At 66.3% G+C, this 15,509-nt stretch carries 15 protein-coding genes and 1 pseudogene; 11 read left to right on the forward strand and 5 right to left on the reverse strand.

Annotated elements, in window-relative coordinates:
* Window positions 1–44: 44 nt before the first annotated feature.
* Entirely contained in the window at window positions 45–1,430 is a 1,386-nt protein-coding gene (locus H8R18_RS01775) for an LCP family protein (protein ID WP_227712838.1), read from the reverse strand.
* Complete coding sequence (locus tag H8R18_RS01780; protein ID WP_194189336.1) at window positions 1,427–2,707, reverse strand: LCP family protein; 1,281 nt, start codon at window positions 2,705–2,707, stop codon at window positions 1,427–1,429. Before H8R18_RS01780 ends, H8R18_RS01775 begins: the two co-directional genes overlap by 4 nt.
* A gap of 107 nt (window positions 2,708–2,814) precedes the next feature.
* On the opposite strand from H8R18_RS01780, the gene H8R18_RS01785 reads away from it, so the two are divergent.
* From H8R18_RS01785 to H8R18_RS01825, 10 genes and pseudogenes are all read left to right on the forward strand, one after another.
* Complete coding sequence (locus H8R18_RS01785) at window positions 2,815–3,768, forward strand: glycosyltransferase (protein WP_227712839.1); 954 nt, start codon at window positions 2,815–2,817, stop codon at window positions 3,766–3,768.
* A pseudogene (locus H8R18_RS09010) lies at window positions 3,765–4,067 on the forward strand (glycosyltransferase); the annotation flags it as partial. The gene H8R18_RS01785 and the pseudogene H8R18_RS09010, both read left to right, overlap by 4 nt.
* A gap of 80 nt (window positions 4,068–4,147) precedes the next feature.
* Window positions 4,148–4,579: a glycosyltransferase family protein gene (locus H8R18_RS09015; RefSeq protein ID WP_227712923.1), complete on the forward strand. Its 432-nt coding sequence runs from the start codon at window positions 4,148–4,150 to the stop codon at window positions 4,577–4,579.
* 48 nt (window positions 4,580–4,627) lie between these two features.
* The gene (glf, locus tag H8R18_RS01795; protein WP_194189337.1) at window positions 4,628–5,815 is read left to right on the forward strand and encodes a UDP-galactopyranose mutase; all 1,188 of its coding nucleotides are present in this window, start codon (window positions 4,628–4,630) and stop codon (window positions 5,813–5,815) included.
* Window positions 5,812–6,687 (forward strand): ABC transporter permease, encoded by an 876-nt coding sequence (locus tag H8R18_RS01800; protein ID WP_338088374.1) that lies wholly within the window; start codon window positions 5,812–5,814, stop codon window positions 6,685–6,687. The genes glf and H8R18_RS01800 overlap by 4 nt, the downstream gene beginning before the upstream one ends.
* A 119-nt stretch (window positions 6,688–6,806) precedes the next feature.
* Window positions 6,807–7,424: an ABC transporter ATP-binding protein gene (locus H8R18_RS01805; RefSeq protein ID WP_227712840.1), complete on the forward strand. Its 618-nt coding sequence runs from the start codon at window positions 6,807–6,809 to the stop codon at window positions 7,422–7,424.
* 4 nt (window positions 7,425–7,428) lie between these two features.
* On the forward strand, window positions 7,429–9,435 hold the full coding sequence (locus H8R18_RS01810; RefSeq protein WP_191072183.1) for a DUF6541 family protein: 2,007 nt from the start codon (window positions 7,429–7,431) through the stop codon (window positions 9,433–9,435).
* The gene (locus H8R18_RS09465) at window positions 9,428–9,781 is read left to right on the forward strand and encodes an acyltransferase family protein (protein ID WP_194189338.1); all 354 of its coding nucleotides are present in this window, start codon (window positions 9,428–9,430) and stop codon (window positions 9,779–9,781) included. The genes H8R18_RS01810 and H8R18_RS09465 overlap by 8 nt, the downstream gene beginning before the upstream one ends.
* Window positions 9,757–10,464 carry an acyltransferase gene (locus tag H8R18_RS01820; protein ID WP_194189339.1) on the forward strand — a complete coding sequence of 236 codons (708 nt, stop codon included), beginning with the start codon at window positions 9,757–9,759 and terminating at the stop codon, window positions 10,462–10,464. Before H8R18_RS09465 ends, H8R18_RS01820 begins: the two co-directional genes overlap by 25 nt.
* A gap of 75 nt (window positions 10,465–10,539) precedes the next feature.
* Complete coding sequence (locus H8R18_RS01825; protein ID WP_191072181.1) at window positions 10,540–11,442, forward strand: glycosyltransferase; 903 nt, start codon at window positions 10,540–10,542, stop codon at window positions 11,440–11,442.
* Here H8R18_RS01825 and H8R18_RS01830 read toward each other — a convergent pair.
* Complete coding sequence (locus H8R18_RS01830; protein WP_191072180.1) at window positions 11,439–12,503, reverse strand: glycosyltransferase family 2 protein; 1,065 nt, start codon at window positions 12,501–12,503, stop codon at window positions 11,439–11,441. The two genes, H8R18_RS01825 and H8R18_RS01830, sit on opposite strands and share 4 nt — an antisense overlap.
* A gap of 17 nt (window positions 12,504–12,520) precedes the next feature.
* The gene (locus tag H8R18_RS01835; RefSeq protein WP_191072179.1) at window positions 12,521–13,483 is read right to left on the reverse strand and encodes a glycosyltransferase family 2 protein; all 963 of its coding nucleotides are present in this window, start codon (window positions 13,481–13,483) and stop codon (window positions 12,521–12,523) included.
* Between the two features lie 129 nt (window positions 13,484–13,612).
* Between H8R18_RS01835 and manA the strand changes: the two genes are divergently transcribed.
* Window positions 13,613–14,797 carry a mannose-6-phosphate isomerase, class I gene (gene manA / locus H8R18_RS01840; RefSeq protein ID WP_191072178.1) on the forward strand — a complete coding sequence of 395 codons (1,185 nt, stop codon included), beginning with the start codon at window positions 13,613–13,615 and terminating at the stop codon, window positions 14,795–14,797.
* Here manA and H8R18_RS01845 read toward each other — a convergent pair.
* Window positions 14,784–15,497 (reverse strand): TIGR03089 family protein, encoded by a 714-nt coding sequence (locus H8R18_RS01845; RefSeq protein ID WP_191072177.1) that lies wholly within the window; start codon window positions 15,495–15,497, stop codon window positions 14,784–14,786. The two genes, manA and H8R18_RS01845, sit on opposite strands and share 14 nt — an antisense overlap.
* Window positions 15,498–15,509 lie beyond the last annotated feature (12 nt).

The raw sequence follows: 15,509 nt of genomic DNA on the forward strand, positions 1-15,509 counted from the left end.
GGCGAGAGATTCTCGCCCGGGCCCCGGCACATGCGTGTTCGGCGCTAGCGCGGAGGCTTCCAGTAGTCATCGGGAGTGAGCGTGCCCGAGCCCAGCTTCGACCAGAACGACTCGATGCGCGAGGAATCGAGAGAAACCATCGACCCGTGGACGCCGTCGCGGTAATTGAGCGAGCTCAGGGGCGGCGTCCCCGTCAGCTGCGCCTGCTGAGCCTTGCGGTAGTTCCACCCCAGCAGGCCCAGAGAGACGATGCCCGTATCCGGGTCGGTGATGAGGGAGCTGGCGACGGCCCCCGACAGGGCGTGCTGAGTGAAGGGATTGACGACGGAGGAGGCAGACAGCGCCGAATCGACGGTCTTGGCGATGACCTGACGCTGCCGATCGGCGCGTCCGATGTCGCCGTTGGGATCGGACTTGCGCATGCGGGCGAACGCCAGGGCTGTTTTGCCGTCGACGGTGTGGCATCCGGGCGACCACACGAGTCCGGAGTCGCGGTCGTTAACCGTGAGGTCAGAGCACAGATTGACCCCGCCCACGGCATCAACGATCTGGGTGAGCGCTCCCATGGACACCTCGACGTAATGATCGATCTTGAGACCCGTCAGATGCTCGACCGTTTTGACGAGCAGCGTGGGTCCGCCGAGCGAATAGGCGGCGTTGATCTTGTTCGTGCCCTTGCCGGGAATCTCCACCGCGGTGTCGCGAGGAAGCGACACGATCATCGCCGTGCCGTTGACGCGGCGAACGAGCATGAGGGAGTCGGTGCGTGCTCCCGTCGTCGTCGGGTCGGCGATGCCGCCGTCGGAGCCGTCGGAGCGGCGATCGGATCCCGCGATGAGCCATGTCGTTCCCTCGCCCTCGCTGGCGCTCGAGAGCGCCGGCACGTGGGTGATCTGGGAGTTCGCCCAGCCCAGCAGATAGAGCGGCCAGGCGAACAACGCGCACACGATGACGAGCGCAACCAGCGGGATCCAGCGGCGGCGTCGACGCCGCGCCGGCGGCGCCACATGCGGATCGCGGCGAGGCGGCACCGATTCGGCGGGGCGTGGGCGCATCTCGGTGTCGCGTCCCTCGCGTCGGATCGGGGCGCCGTCTCGCGAGCGGCGTGCCTGGGGCGGATAGGCCGGCGGCGCGCTCGTTGACGATTGGCGAGTCTGTGGCTGGGCCTGTGAGCGTGCGGTGCGCGAGGCAGGCACGGTGCGCTCGCGGCGTTGGCGCGGTGGGATCGCGCGGGGTTGGGAGGCCTCGGGCGATCTCGGCGATGCAGCTGAGCTAGAGCGTGGCGTCGTGGTCGATCCGGTCGAGGGGCGCTGGCGTGCCCGGGTTGGCGGGATCGACGGCGGGGCATCGTTGGATGCCGCCGCCGGGGGAGTAGCGCGAATGGAGCGACGCCGCGGACGCTGCGGCGGGAAGCTGGGAGGTTGCGTCACCGGCTATCCCTTCGCCTCGCACTCGCGCCGCGCCGCCTCGAGTTTCGCAGCCGCGTCGTCGGTGCTCGGCGACGGACTCGCCGCGGGAGTCTGGGTGGTTGCCGGCGCATCGCTGGCCGGTGCTGACGAGCTGTCCTCGGTTGGCGCGGGTGTGGCTGCCGGATCCGGGGTGACGAGGCAGTGGAGTAGCCGTCTTTGACCTCGAGCCCTCCGGGCAACGCGGAATCGGTTCGCAACGCCTCCCACAAAGCACCGGCGGCGTCGGTAAAGACGACGCGGTTGGGGTCGACCGTCGAGGGTGTGACGGGTGCCGAGAGGAAGAGGACGTTCGCCGGATCGATCCCGCGCAGCGAGTACGACAGGCCCGTCATCGTGGAGAGGTCCGACAGCGTCGGCGACATCGTCAATGCGGAGAGCCCGGCGCGAGCAAACTTGTACAGACTCGGTCCCGACGTCAACAGATTCTTCGACAACGCCTGGCGCATCATGATGGACATAACGTGTTGCTGACGCCCGATTCGTTGGAGATCGGAGCCGTCTCCGCCCTGGACTCCGTGGCGCACCCGCGCGTACTGGAGCGCTTCGTGGCCGCCCATGTGGTGACAGCCGACCGCCAAATCGAGGTCGGTATTGCGATCGCGCACGGCCTGGTCGACGTAGACGTCGATACCGCCTAGCGCATCGATCATCTGGGTAAAGCCGTTGAAATCGACGAGCACGTAGTCGTCGATGTGCAGCTGCGTGATGTCCTCGACGGTTTTCACCGTGCAGGCGATGGCGGCGTCGCGCGAGCCGCTTTCACCGCCGAAGGTGAACGCCCAGTTGAATTGGCCGCGCTGGGGCCTGGTGGACGAGCCGTCGGGGAGCTTGCACGCGGGAATATCGACGAGCGTGTCACGAGGCAGGGACACGATCGTCGCTCGTTTGCGGTCTTTCGACACGTGCACAATCATCGTCGTGTCCGAGCGGTCTGACGTGTCCTCGCTGTTGTCGATCTTGTTGCCCGCGCCGCGGCGCGAATCGGAACCGATGACGAGGATGTTGAGCGCGCGCCCGGCGTAGGAATCCGAGGGGGCGCGATCCAGCAGGTCGTCGGCCGAGGAGACGTTGACGGCCGACATGAGATTGAGGCCCATAAACGCGGCTGCCGATCCAGCGAAGATGACGACGGCGAGGAGGGCGGCGAGGAGGTTACGCAACCACAGCCTGGGTGCTCGTGCTTCGCGCAGGTGCTGGGGGTGCACGTAGCTGCGACGCTTATCCTCGTTACGTCCCATCGACCCCTGCTTCCCCTCGTCTCGTCGATCACGTGTGTCTTTAGCGTACGCAACCGCCGGGCCCAGGGGAACATCCGGCGTGTCACGATGACGCATATGCTTAGCGGGTGGATGAGTTCACTCCGGATCAGCGCATTAGCGCCGTCGTCGTCGCCTGGAATCGCGCCCATATGCTCGGCGACGTCCTCGACGCGCTGGCAGCCCAGACACGTCCGCTCGACGACATCGTCGTCGTCGATAACGCATCTACCGACGACACGCCTCGCCTGATCGCCACGCGCGAGGACGTCACCGATGTCGTAACCATGACGCGCAACTACGGCGGGGCCGGCGGATTCGCCGCCGGGATCGCCCGCGCACTCGCGCGTGGCGCCGACCTCGTGTGGATCATGGACGACGACACCGTGCCCGCCCCAGATGCCCTCGAGGCGCTGCTCGCCGCCCGCGCAGCTTATCCCGGCACGCCGGCGCTGCTCGCCGCGCGCGCCGATTGGACCGACGGGCGCGAACACCCGATGAACGTCCCGCGTTACCGGGCGGGCCTGTGCCGCGCCCAACGTCGCCACGCCGCCGCGATCGGTGCCCGCCCCATCCGCACGGCGTCCTTCGTCGCCGTCCTCCTCGACGCGCGCGCCATCCGCGAGGACGGCCTGCCGCTCGCCGCCTACTTCTTGTGGAACGACGACTTCGAGTACACGGGCCGCCTACTACGCCGCCGCGTCGGCCTCTATGTGCCGCGCGCACGCGTCGAGCACCGCACGGCGGCGTTCGGCAATTCCACCGCCGATCCCGGGGCGCGTTTCGTCAACGAGGTCCGCAACAAGATCTGGACGTTTACGCGCTCGCGCGCGTTCGGACCCGTCGAACGAGCCGCCTACATGGGCAAGACGCTATTGCGGTGGGGCGCGCTGCTGGCCCGCTCCCCGCAGCGAGGCGAACTGGTGCGCCACCTCGTCACCGGAGTTCGCGAGAGCCTGAATCCCGTGCCGGCAACGAGTGAGGTCCTCGCCGACACCGCGGTGGCGGCAGACGTGCGCGCGATCGAGGAGGCACGCCCGTGAGCGGCTTCTCGGTTCTGCTGCCGGTCTACGCCGGTGATCGCGCGCCGTTCCTCGCCCAGGCGCTCGAGTCGGTGACGACGGCGCAGACGCGTACGCCCGACCAGGTCGTCATCATCGTTGACGGCCCTGTGGGGGCTGACATCGAGGCCGTCCTGGCCGCGCGCGATGACATCGACGTCGTCCGCCTCAGCGATAATCGCGGCCTCACCGATGCCTTGAACGAGGGGCTGCGGCACTGCCGCTACGACATCGTCGCGCGCCAGGACGCCGACGACATCTCGGCACCCGACAGGTTCGCCGTCCAGATCCCTCTCGCCGCATCGGGAATCGACCTGGTGGGCTCCGACATCGTCGAATTCGACGCGGCGGGGGAGGGCCGGTGCGCTCGCTGCCCGTGGCCGAGGCCGACATCGTCCGCGCGCTGCCCCTGCGTGACCCGTTCGCCCACCCGGCCGTCGTGTACTCACGCGCGGCCGTGGCGGCTGTCGGCGGCTACGACGGGCCGGCCGGCATGGAGGACTACTGGCTGTTTGCCCGCATGGTGGCGGCTGGGTGCTCGTGCGTCAATGTTCCGCGTCCCCTCGTGTCCTATCGGGTCGACGCCGGTGCCTACGCCCGCCGGGGCGGCTGGGACCTGTTCGTCACCGAATGCCGGCTTCAGGTGCGCCTGTACAACCTCGGTGTCACGGGCGGCCTGACGATGGCGCGCAACATCGTCGTGCGCGGGCTGTACCGCTTTGTGCCGCCGAGCCTTCGCCGCTGCCTGTATCGCGGTGTTGGCCTCAACTACCTGTTCCGGCGGGCGTCGTAGCTGAAGCCGTTAGGATGAGGGGCGATGGCAGCCTCGGAAAGGATTGAAATGGACACTGACCTCGTCATCGTGGGGTCCGGCCTGTTCGGTCTGACCATGGCCCGCCGCGCCGCGGAGGACGCGGGGGCGCGGGTGCTCATCATCGAGAAGCGCTCCCACATCGGGGGAAACGCCTACTCGCATACCGACCCCGAAACGGGGATCGAGGTGCACACCTACGGCGCGCACCTGTTCCACACGTCGAATGAGCGCGTGTGGGAGTTCGTCAATCGCTTCACGTCGTTCACGAACTACGTTCACCGCGTCTATACGACGGTCGACGGCGTCGTCTACCCGATGCCGGTCAATCTGGGGACGATCAACCAGTTCTTCTCGGCGGCCTACTCGCCCGACGAGGCGCGCGCCCTCATCGCGTCCCAGGCGGCCGAGATCGACGAGGGCCGCGCAGACGAAAACTTCCGCACCAAGGGGATCTCGCTCGTCGGCGAACCGCTGTTCCGCGCGTTCTTTGAGGGGTACACGGCCAAGCAGTGGCAGACCGACCCTGAGGACCTGCCCGCCTCGATCGTCTCGCGCCTGCCCGTGCGCTACACCTACGACAATCGCTACTTTTCGGACACGTGGGAGGGACTGCCCACCGACGGATATGCCGCGTGGCTGGAGCGCATGGCTGACCACCCCAACATCACCATCATGTGCGACACCGACTTCTTCGATGAGTCCCAGCCGTATCACCGCGACGCTCTGGTCGGGAAGGTCCCCCTCGTGTACACGGGACCGCTCGATCGCTACTTCGACTACTCGCGCGGAGAGCTCGGCTGGCGCACGATCGATTTCGAGACCGAGGTCAAGCCCGTCGGCGACTTCCAGGGCACCTCGGTCATGAACTACGGCGATCGCGACGTCGCGTACACGCGCATCCACGAGTTCCGCCACTTCCACCCCGAGCGCGACTATCCACGTGACAAGACGGTGATCGCGCGCGAATACTCGCGCTTCGCCGGTCGCGACGACGAACCCTATTACCCCGTCAACACCGATGCCGACCGCGAGAAGCTGCTCGCCTATCGCGAACTGGCCAAGGACGAGCCGAAGGTGTTGTTCGGCGGGCGGCTCGGGACCTACAAGTACCTCGACATGCACATGGCGATCGCCTCGGCACTGTCGCGTTACGACGACCATCGTGGGGCCGTACCTGCGCGGCGAAGACGGTGCGCAGTGGGGGCTCTCGCGTGAGTGCGGCCTCGGTGGATAACAGCGCCCTGGCGTTTCGCTCGCCGGGGCGCTCGATGGGCCTCATCGAGGTCTTTCGCAAGCGCTTTCTGCTGAACCTCCTCGTGCACAAGGAGCTGCGGGTTCGCTATCGCGGCTCGATCCTCGGCATGATCTGGTCGTATGCGAAACCGGCGACGCAGTTCCTCGTGTTCTACTTCGCTATTGGCGTGTTCATGCAGATGAACCGCAATATCGAGAACTACATCGTCTACATGTTCGCCGGCGTCGTCATCATCAACTATTTCTCCGAGGCGTTCGGCAACTGCACGCGCTCGCTCGTCGGCAATCAGGACCTCGTCAAAAAGATCTATCTGCCGCGCGAGCTATTTCCCTGTTCCAGCGTCATCGTCGCGATCATCCACTTCCTGCCCCAGGTGGCGATCCTCATCATCGGCGCCCTCGTCATGGGATGGCGCCCGGGCGTGACCAATATCGCCGCCGTCTTTGCCGGATTCGCCATCGTCACCGTCTTCGCCCTGGGACTGGGGTTGCTCGGCGCGGCCCTCAACGTGTTGTACCGCGACACCGAGAACTTCGTCGACCTCATCCTCATGGTCGTCACGTGGGCTTCGCCCGTGCTTTATCGCACCCACATGGTCGAAGACACCCTGGGGTCGGGATGGTTGATGACGGTGTACAACCTCAATCCGCTGACCCCCGCGGTGGAGCTGTTCCACTACGGCTTTTGGTCGGCCACCGAGGGCATCACGGATCCCGTTCCCCCGCACCTGGTGATGTGGTCGGTTATCGCGCTGGCCGTCTCGTTCCTCTTCTTGGTCATCGGTGAGGCGACCTTCCGCCATTTCGACGGCCGCTTCGCCCAGGAGCTGTAGCTTATGGATACCCAAGACGTCGTCATTCGCGCCGAGGACATCGTCAAAGACTTCACGCTGCGCAACACCCACACGCTCAAAGAGATGCTCGTGTGGCGGCTGACGGGGCGGGGGAACAGATGACGAACCAGTTCCGCGCCGTCGACCACGTGAGCTTCAACCTGTGTCGCGGCGAGACCGTCGGGCTCATCGGGTTTAACGGCTCGGGCAAATCGACGATGCTCAAGCTCCTCTCGGGTGTCATGTCGCCTACCTCAGGCACGGTCCACGTCAAGGGACGCGTTGCCGGCCTCATCGAGGTCGGCGCCGGGTTCCATCCCGACCTCACGGGCCGCGAAAACGTCTTTCTCAACGGCGCGATCTTGGGAATGAGCCAGAAGCAGATCGAGGAGTCCTTCGACTCGATCGTCGCGTTTTCCGAGATCGAAAAGTTCATCGACACCGAGGTGAAGTTTTACTCCTCGGGCATGTTCTTGCGGCTGGCCTTTTCCGTCGCCGTGCACACCGACCCCGACATCTTCCTCATCGACGAGATCCTCGCCGTCGGTGACGAGCCCTTCCAGAAGAAGTGCCTGAACAAGATCGACGAGCTGCGCGACGCCGGCAAGTCCCTCGTCATCGTCAGCCACGATCTCGACATGATGGCGCGCTTTTGTGATCGCGGAATTGTGCTGGCCCACGGGAAGAAGGTCGTCGACGGTTCCATTGATGAGGCCATCGACCGACTGAGGAGTTGATCGCGTGCTTGCGGCAGCGAGTTGCGGCGTGCTGGTTGGCCTCCTCGCCGTGTATATGCCGGGCTATCTACTCGCTCGCGCGGGCGGGTACGGGCGGATGGTGTCGCTGGGTGCGGCGCCGGCGCTAAGCGTTGCCCTCATCGCCACCATCGCCATCGTCTACGGCGCGGCCGGGCTGCGTTGGAGCCTGCTCAGTGTCGGCGGTGCGCTCGCGGTGCTCGCGTGCGTGTGCGCGGTTATCATTGCGTGGCGCCGCCGCGGAGCGGAGGCACGCCCGTTCGGCTGGTGGATGGCGTGCGAGGTCTTTGCCGGTGCGGCCGGCGGCAGCGCGATCGCGATTTCCGCCTATCACGCCGGCACGACGGGCTTCGACACGGTTGCCCAGACGTTCGATGCCCCCTTCCACCTCAACGCCGTGGAATGGATCGTCCGCGGCGGCGACGCCTCGACGATGCATCTGGGGCGGCTGGTCAACGGGGGCTTCTACCCGGCGGCCTGGCATGACGTCGTCAGCCTCATCGCCCTGTGCGGTATTGACGTCGTCACCGCGACGCATCTTGCCGTGTGCGTGAGCCTGGTCGCGCTCGCGGCGTCGCAGGCGGTTCTTGCCGCGGCCGTGACGTCGCGGCTGCCCGGGGCTGCCTGTGCCGTAGGGATCATGGCGGCGCTCTATGTGGCCTTTCCCTACCGACTTGCCGCCTACGGCACCGTGTGGCCGAATTTCTTCGCTTACGTCCTCATTCCCCCCACCATGTGCCTGCTCGTCGACGCGGTCGCACGGGCGCGTGCGGGCCGAGCGGTCGGGCTGTGGCGGTGGCTCGTTGCCGCGTGCGCGGTCGCGGGAGTGGGACTGGCCCAGCCCAATGGTGCCTTTGCCCTCATCATCGTTGGCGTGATCGCACTAGTTGCGTTCACCTGGCAGCGCCTTCGCGCCGAGCAACGCCCCAGCCGGGTCGACGGGATCATCGCCTGGGGCTGGCCCGTCGCCGTCGCTGCCGTCCTCTATGGTCTGTCGCGCACGTCGATCATGCGCAATGTCCTCGAGTGGGATTCGCGCCATAGCGACCCGACCAGTTCCATCCGCAGCTACGTCATCGACCTCATGGTCGACACGCAGTTCGGTGAGAGTCCCGGGTTGGGCAATCCGCACCCCGCCGTGTGGCTCGCGGTTCTGACGTGTATCGGTGCCGTCTATGTGGTGTATCGACGCCGCCACTGGTGGTTTCTTGCTGCCGGGCTGGCCTTTGGGATTCTCTATGTCGGGTCGATGAAGGAATGGGCGGTCACGGCGACGCTCGCGCGCGTGTGGTACTACGATCAGGTGCGCATCGGCGCTCTCGCGCCACTGATTCTCGCGCCGCTGGCCGGCATTGGTCTGGCCGCGTTGGTGTCCCTCGTGATGGGGGCGCTCGCGCGTGTGCCCCACGTGCCGGCATGGGTGAGGCATCGCGGCATTGCGACGGCTCTGGTGCTTGCCGTCATCGGCTGCGCTGCCCCTGCCACGCACACGTGGAGGTTCGATTCCGCGCGCGCGGAAGTGTTCCGCGTCTATCAGATCGATCCGGGGCTTGAGTCCGAATACAACAATCTCGTCAGTCGCCCCGAGCTGGATTTCCAGCGCGATTTCGACCATCTTCTTCCTCGCGGGGCGACGGTGATTGGCAGCCCGTACACCGGCGCGGTGACGATTTACTCCGTCTCGGATGTCAATGTCGTCTACCCGCATTTTGGGGGCAGCTGGGACGACGACCAGACGCTCCTGGCGTACCACTTCAACGAGTTGGGGCACGATCCGGCCGTATGCCGGGCGCTCGAGCGTCGTCATGTCGGCTATTACTACTGGGATAGTCGCGTGTTTTGGAAGCCGTCGGAGCTGTACACCCTCTTCCCGGGATTGACCTACACCCACCGTCTCGATCCCTATCTCACCCTCGTGGCGCAGCGCGACGGCGTGAAGCTGTTTAAGATCACGGGGTGCTCCGTGGCACAGAGAGGGGGTCGCCATGGCTAATGCGCCGGCGCAGCGGCGTCACTATATGGATTACCTCAATGTCGTCGCGATGATGTTCGTCGTGTGGCAGCACGCGAGGATCCATTTTTACTGGCCCACGGACAGTCCCGGGTACTGGTTCGAGCTGTGTGTGTCGTCCATCGCCGTGGGGGCAGTGCCGATTTTTTTCATGATCTCGGGCGCGAACCTCATCGACTTTCCCACCCGCTACTCACTGGGGACGTACCTGCGTCGGCGCGTGTTGCGCGTCGGCGTTCCCTACTGCCTGTGGACCCAGGTCTACATCTGCGCCACTGCACCTGGCTACGCGGGGACCCCACCGTGTCGACGCCGCTGGATTGGGTGAAAGCCACCTTCTATGCGTCCAGCGTCGCTCCGCCGTTTTGGTACATCGAGATTCTGTTGGGGCTCTATCTCGCCCTACCTGTATTCGCCTACATGCGCGCCTATTTGGGGCCGCGCTGGCGCAGGCCTTTTGGCTACGTCACGGTCCTCGCCATTTTCGCCGGAGCCGCCCTGCCGCTCATCCGCACGGCGTGGTACGACGCGGGCGGACAGTTCCAGCTGCCCCTCGGTGGCTACATCATGTTCATGCTCATCGGCTACTACCTCGCGCACACCGATATTCCGCGCGTGTGGCGGTGGGTGATGTACGGCGCGGGCCTAGTCGCCGCGGTCGTCTTCATCGCTGTCGGCGGGCCGCTGTCGTTGGCAAAGTCCCCATTCGCCGAACAGATCATCGGGTATACGACGCTCGTGGCCGTGTGCATCGCCTCGGCAGTGTTCGTTGCCGCCAAGCAGCTGCCCGCACGCTGGCAGCGGGCGAACGCGATCGCGCGCACGGTGGGCACGTGGACCTTCGGCATCTACCTCATGCATTATCTCGTGCTGGCCGTCTTCACTCACATACGTCCGATCGGCGGCGTCATTGAGGCGATCGTCTATGCGGGAGGGGTATGGATTGTGTGCGCCCTCCTCACCGCGATCGCCCGAAAGAATGCGTTCGTCAGGCGGTGGATCCTGCCCTGACGCGGCCCGCCACGCGGTGAGAGGCGGTCATCGCCGTTATGCTGACTAAGACATAGGCATGTAAGGAGATATGGCATGAAGATCGCCGCTATCGTCGTGACCTTTAATCGGCTCGAGCTGCTGAAAAAGGCACTCGCTGCCGTCGAGGACCAGCGTCGATCTGTCGACCACCTCATCATCGTTGACAACGCCTCGACCGATGACACGGCTTCCTACCTCGCCACCCGCGACTATCCGCTGCCCACGACGGTGCGGACGATGAAGGAGAACACCGGGGGAGCCGGGGGCTTCTTCGCCGGGATGCGCGCCGCGTGGGATCTCGGCATGGACGCCATGTGGATCATGGACGACGACACGGCGCCGCGAGCCGAGGCGCTTGGTGAGCTGGAGGACGCCCTCGTCGATGCCACGGACTTTTACGGTGCGATGCCCGCCTATGCGTCCTCGCTCGTCGTGTGGGCCGGGGACGGCCAGGCCTGTCAGATGAACTTCCCGACGGCCAAATGGGGCTGGGTGGCCCCGCTGGCTGCCGGCAAGTCGTACACGACGCTGGACTGCACGTCGTTTGTCTCGTGCCTGGTCACCCGCGAGGCCGTGGAGGCCTGCGGCCTGCCGTACCCCGAGTACTTCATCTGGTTCGACGACGCGGAATACACCTACCGGCTTTCGAAGTGGCGTCCGGGCATCTTCGTTCCCACCTCGATCGCCGACCACATGATGCCCGCCAACTCGGCGGCGTTCTGGGGCGAGGTGAACGACAAGACCCTGTGGAAGTACGCCTACGGGGCGCGCAACCAGGTCGCGGCGTCGCTGTCGCTACGCCGCCTCGATGTTCTGGCCTCGTTCGCCCAGAACCTCATTGCCCAGGTCTATCTGTCTCGGCAGGTGCCCGCCCACCTCAAGTGGGCGCTGACGAAAGCCGCGCTCAGGGGCCTGGTATTCAACCCCCGCAGGCGCTATCCGACGGTCGAGCGTTAGCGGCGGCGCAACCGTCGCGCTAGGCGGATAGGCGTCGCGGCTTTGTCGAGCGCCCGATTCAAGCGGGCAACAGCTCGCTCTGTTTCCGCGCCCATGCGTGCGATGCCCTCAATCGTCGGGGATAGCTCGTCGCCCACCTGGCGCAGATGGGCGAGCGTGGTCTCGGCGGCGTCGAGGCGCCTGGTCACCTCGTCGAAGCGAGCGCGAAGCTGTTCGTGGCGGGCGACGAGATCCTCGTGGCGACGCCGTTCCTCGCCAAAGCGCGCCCCCAGGTACAGCAACAGTCCGTCGTTGTGTGCGCCCTCAATGTTCACCCACTCGCGCAGGCGTCGGTCGCGCACGAGACGGTCAAAGTAGGCGTGGTCGTCGGCCAGCGCCAACGTCGAATTTCCCAGATCGCCCTCAAGGCCGGCGCGTTGATGCCAGTGAGCCAGCGGGGTGGCGGCGTCGATGAAGCCGACCTCGCCCTCACGCACGAGACGCACGTGCAGGTCCCAGTCTTCGACGACCGGCAGCGACGCGTCGAATCCGCCGCACCGGTCGATGGCCTCACGCCGGTACAGCACGGAAATCGGCACACCCTGGTTTTCTTCGGCCAGGCGCGCCAGCGAAATGCGCGTGACCTCGGGCCACACGGGGAGACGCTCCTGCTCCACAGGCTCGCCGTCGACGAGGCGCTCGACGACGATGTCCACTCGGGTGAATACCGCTCCTGCATCCGGGTGATCGCGCAGATACGCCGACGTCGCCTCGAGAAACGACGGTTCCCACGTGTCGTCATCGTCGTGAATCGCGATAAACGGCGATGTCGCTGCGTCCATCCCCGCTTCGAGCGCCGCCGAGCGTCCCCGCGGGTGATCGTGATCGACGCGAAGAATGCGCTCTTGGGGTAGGCCCGAGGCAGCGACGACCTCATCGACGCGTCCGCGCTCGCCCCCGTCGTTGACGAGAACGACGCTAAAGCCCTGCTCGGTTTGGGCGGCGAGCGAGCGTAGTGCCCGCGCGAGGAACACCGGGCGGTCTTTGGTGCGGCAGATGACACTAATGGGGGCGGCGTTCATGGTTCCTCCCGGTGGGGTTAGCGCCGGCGCAGCTTCCGGCCGATGCGGCGCGCGGCGTGAGAGAGCGGTGAGCTACCGTCGAGCGAAGCGTCCTGACGCGTCGAGCGAACGAAGTAGAGGCCGCGGCGAGCCTGGCGCAGCGCGAACGAGAACGCCGTTTCGGGCTGGCCCATGCCCCCGCCTCGTCCCATGGCCGCGATGAACAACAGCGCACCGACACCGTGGTCGCGTGCGTAGTCGCGCAGGTATTCGTCGCGCACCTTGAGGTCGAAGTAGGCGTGCTTGTCGGCGCCGGCGAACACGGAATTGCCGAGGGCCCCGCCCTGGGTGCGCCGCTGGTGCCAGAAGGCTAGCGGCGCACCGTCGAGATAGGCGACGTCGTAGGCGACGGCCAGCCGCAGGTGGAATTCCCAATCGCCGACGACCGGCAGGTCGTCGCGGAAACCGCCGAGGTCGGCGATGACGCTGGCACGGTAGAGGCAGCCGATGGGCACCGCGATGTTTTGGTGCATGAGCTCCGACAGCGAGAACTGATGAATTTCGGGCCAGGCGGGTTCACGGCCGATCTCTTCGACCCCGGTCGCGCTCAGGCGCTCCAGGACGATCTCGGTGCGAACGGCGACGGCGCCGTAGTTCGGGTTTTCGCGCAGACAGGCAATGGTGCGCTCGAGGAACGTCGGTGCCCACGTGTCGTCATCGTCGTGAACGCAAATGAATTCCCCACTGCTGGCCTCGATCGCCTGGTTGGAGGCGTGCTCCATTCCCCGCGACGTCTCATTGTGAATGACTCGTCCGCGGCCTTTCAGCGCTGCCTCGTGCTCGCGCATGAGTCGATCGACCGGGGCGCGCTCGCCGCCATCGTTGACGATGATGAGCTCCCAGTCCTCGAAGCGCTGAGCGGCGACATCGGCGATGGCGCGAGTCAGCAGCACGGGACGGTCCTTCGTCCGCATAACCACGGAGACGGTGGGGTGAGTCACGAAAACGCTCCCTCAATATCGGTTGCTGTGCAGTGCCTTCACCATAGCGGGCCAACCTGAACGACGGGTGGGGGATCGGTGTGAGAGAATCCCGGCGAGAACGTCGGCCAGCAGAAACCGGAGTCGGGTGTGGACGCGATCACGGGGACGATCCAGCATTACGCGTGGGGATCGAGGAGCGTCCTCGCCGACTTTATGGGGCAACCCGCGACGGGGGAGCCGTGGGCCGAAGTCTGGTTCGGTGCTCACAAGCTCGGGCCGACCCGTTTCGGCGAGGGCACCATCGCCGATGCCATCGCCCGCGACCCGCGGAGCATCCTCGGCGAGGCCGTCGTGCAGGAATTCGGTCCCCGCCTGCCCTATCTCGTGAAATTCCTGGCGGCCAACGCGCCCCTATCGTTGCAGGTACACCCGTCCAAGCAGCGTGCCGAGGCCGGGTGGCTCCACGAGGAACACGCGGGCCTGGCGTTGGCCGCACCCGGGCGTAACTATCGCGACGCCAACCACAAACCCGAACTCATCTACGCCCTGACCCGCCTGGAGGCGCTGTCGGGGTTCCGAGCGCCCCGGCGCGCCCTCGAAATCGTCGACGGTTTGGGCGCGCCGCTTGCCCGCGAGATCGTCTCGCTCATGCGCGCTCACCCCGGCCAAGCCAGCCTGGAAAAGGTCACGCATTTTCTCCTCGACGAGGACACGCGCCCCGATGCCGAGGCCGTTGCCGCGACGATCGCCGCGTGCGCCGAGCGATTGAGCCTGGGAGCGTCCCCGTCGGTGCGCGCTGATCGGATCGTGGCCCAGTTGGGCGAGGCCTATCCCGGTGACCCCGCGGTCGTCCTCGCGCTCCTCCTCAATCCCGTGACCCTTCAGGCCGGGCAGACCCTGTTCACCCCGGCCGGTTCGCTTCACTGCTACCTGCACGGCCTGGGAGTGGAGGTCATGGCAGACTCCGATAACGTCTTGCGCGCCGGCCTGACGAGGAAGCACACCGACGTCGACGAGGCCTTGGCCACGACGGTCTTTCACGGGGCACCGCCGGTGCGCATCGCCGCCGAAGACACGAGCGAGCACACCCAGACGTTTTACGCGCCCGTGCCCGATTTTGAGCTTTCGCTCACGCGCATCCCCTTTGGCCAGCGCATCGACGTGGCCGGCTGCGGCCCGCGCATCATCGCATGCGTCGAGGGGTGTGTGGACGCGTCATGCGGCGGGACGACCCTCACGCTCAGGCGCGGCGGTGCGGCGTTCATCCCGGCCACAGATGGTGCGCTGAGCGTGAGCGGGGAAGGCCGCCTCATCCAGGTCAGCGTTCCCTAGCGGCGCCGGGGTACTCGCGCGCGTGCTCGGTCTCGAGCAGCTGCGCGCTCAGGGGGCCGGTGGTGATCACCGCGTGAGCGTGGCTTGCCCACACCCGCACGGCGCGCTCGAGATCGGCCGCGGAGCCGCGAGTCGACCAGGCGACGTGTTCTGCCGCCGCGATCCCCGGCACGGGCTCACACAGCTGTGCCAGTGTTGCAGTGATCCCGACGATGGGGGACGAGTCGTCGGCCCGTGGGTGAGGGATGGCGACGAGGGCGTCTGGCTGGGTCATGACACCCGCCTGGGCGTCGTCGCAGCCGTCGGGGAGCTCGCCCGGCCACTCGAAGGCTAGGGAGGCCATCACCTGCGCCACGATGTCGGGAACCCCCGCGGCGCTCGCGGCCTCGATATCGGCATGTGAGGCGCACACGGCGATGTCGGCATCGCTCAGTTCGGCGTCGGGGCCGCACTCCAGCACGCCCCCGGCCTGGATGACGCCGAGTCCCCACGCGAGTGCACGCCAGTGTTCCCCGAGGCGCACGGCCACGCGGGCCCCGGCGTCCATCCCGAGATCGGTGAGCAGGTAGCCCGAGATTTTGCAGGCCCATCGCGCCAGCGGCGGGCCTCCCAGTTCGATGCGACCCTCATCACCGTAATAGGTCAGCGCCGGCGCTGACGTTTCCGCCAACCGAGCCACAAGCGGGGCAATATTCGACACGACAGACTCCTT

The sequence above is a fragment of the Nanchangia anserum genome, assembly GCF_015240065.1.
In the GTDB taxonomy this organism is placed as follows: domain Bacteria; phylum Actinomycetota; class Actinomycetes; order Actinomycetales; family Actinomycetaceae; genus Nanchangia; species Nanchangia anserum.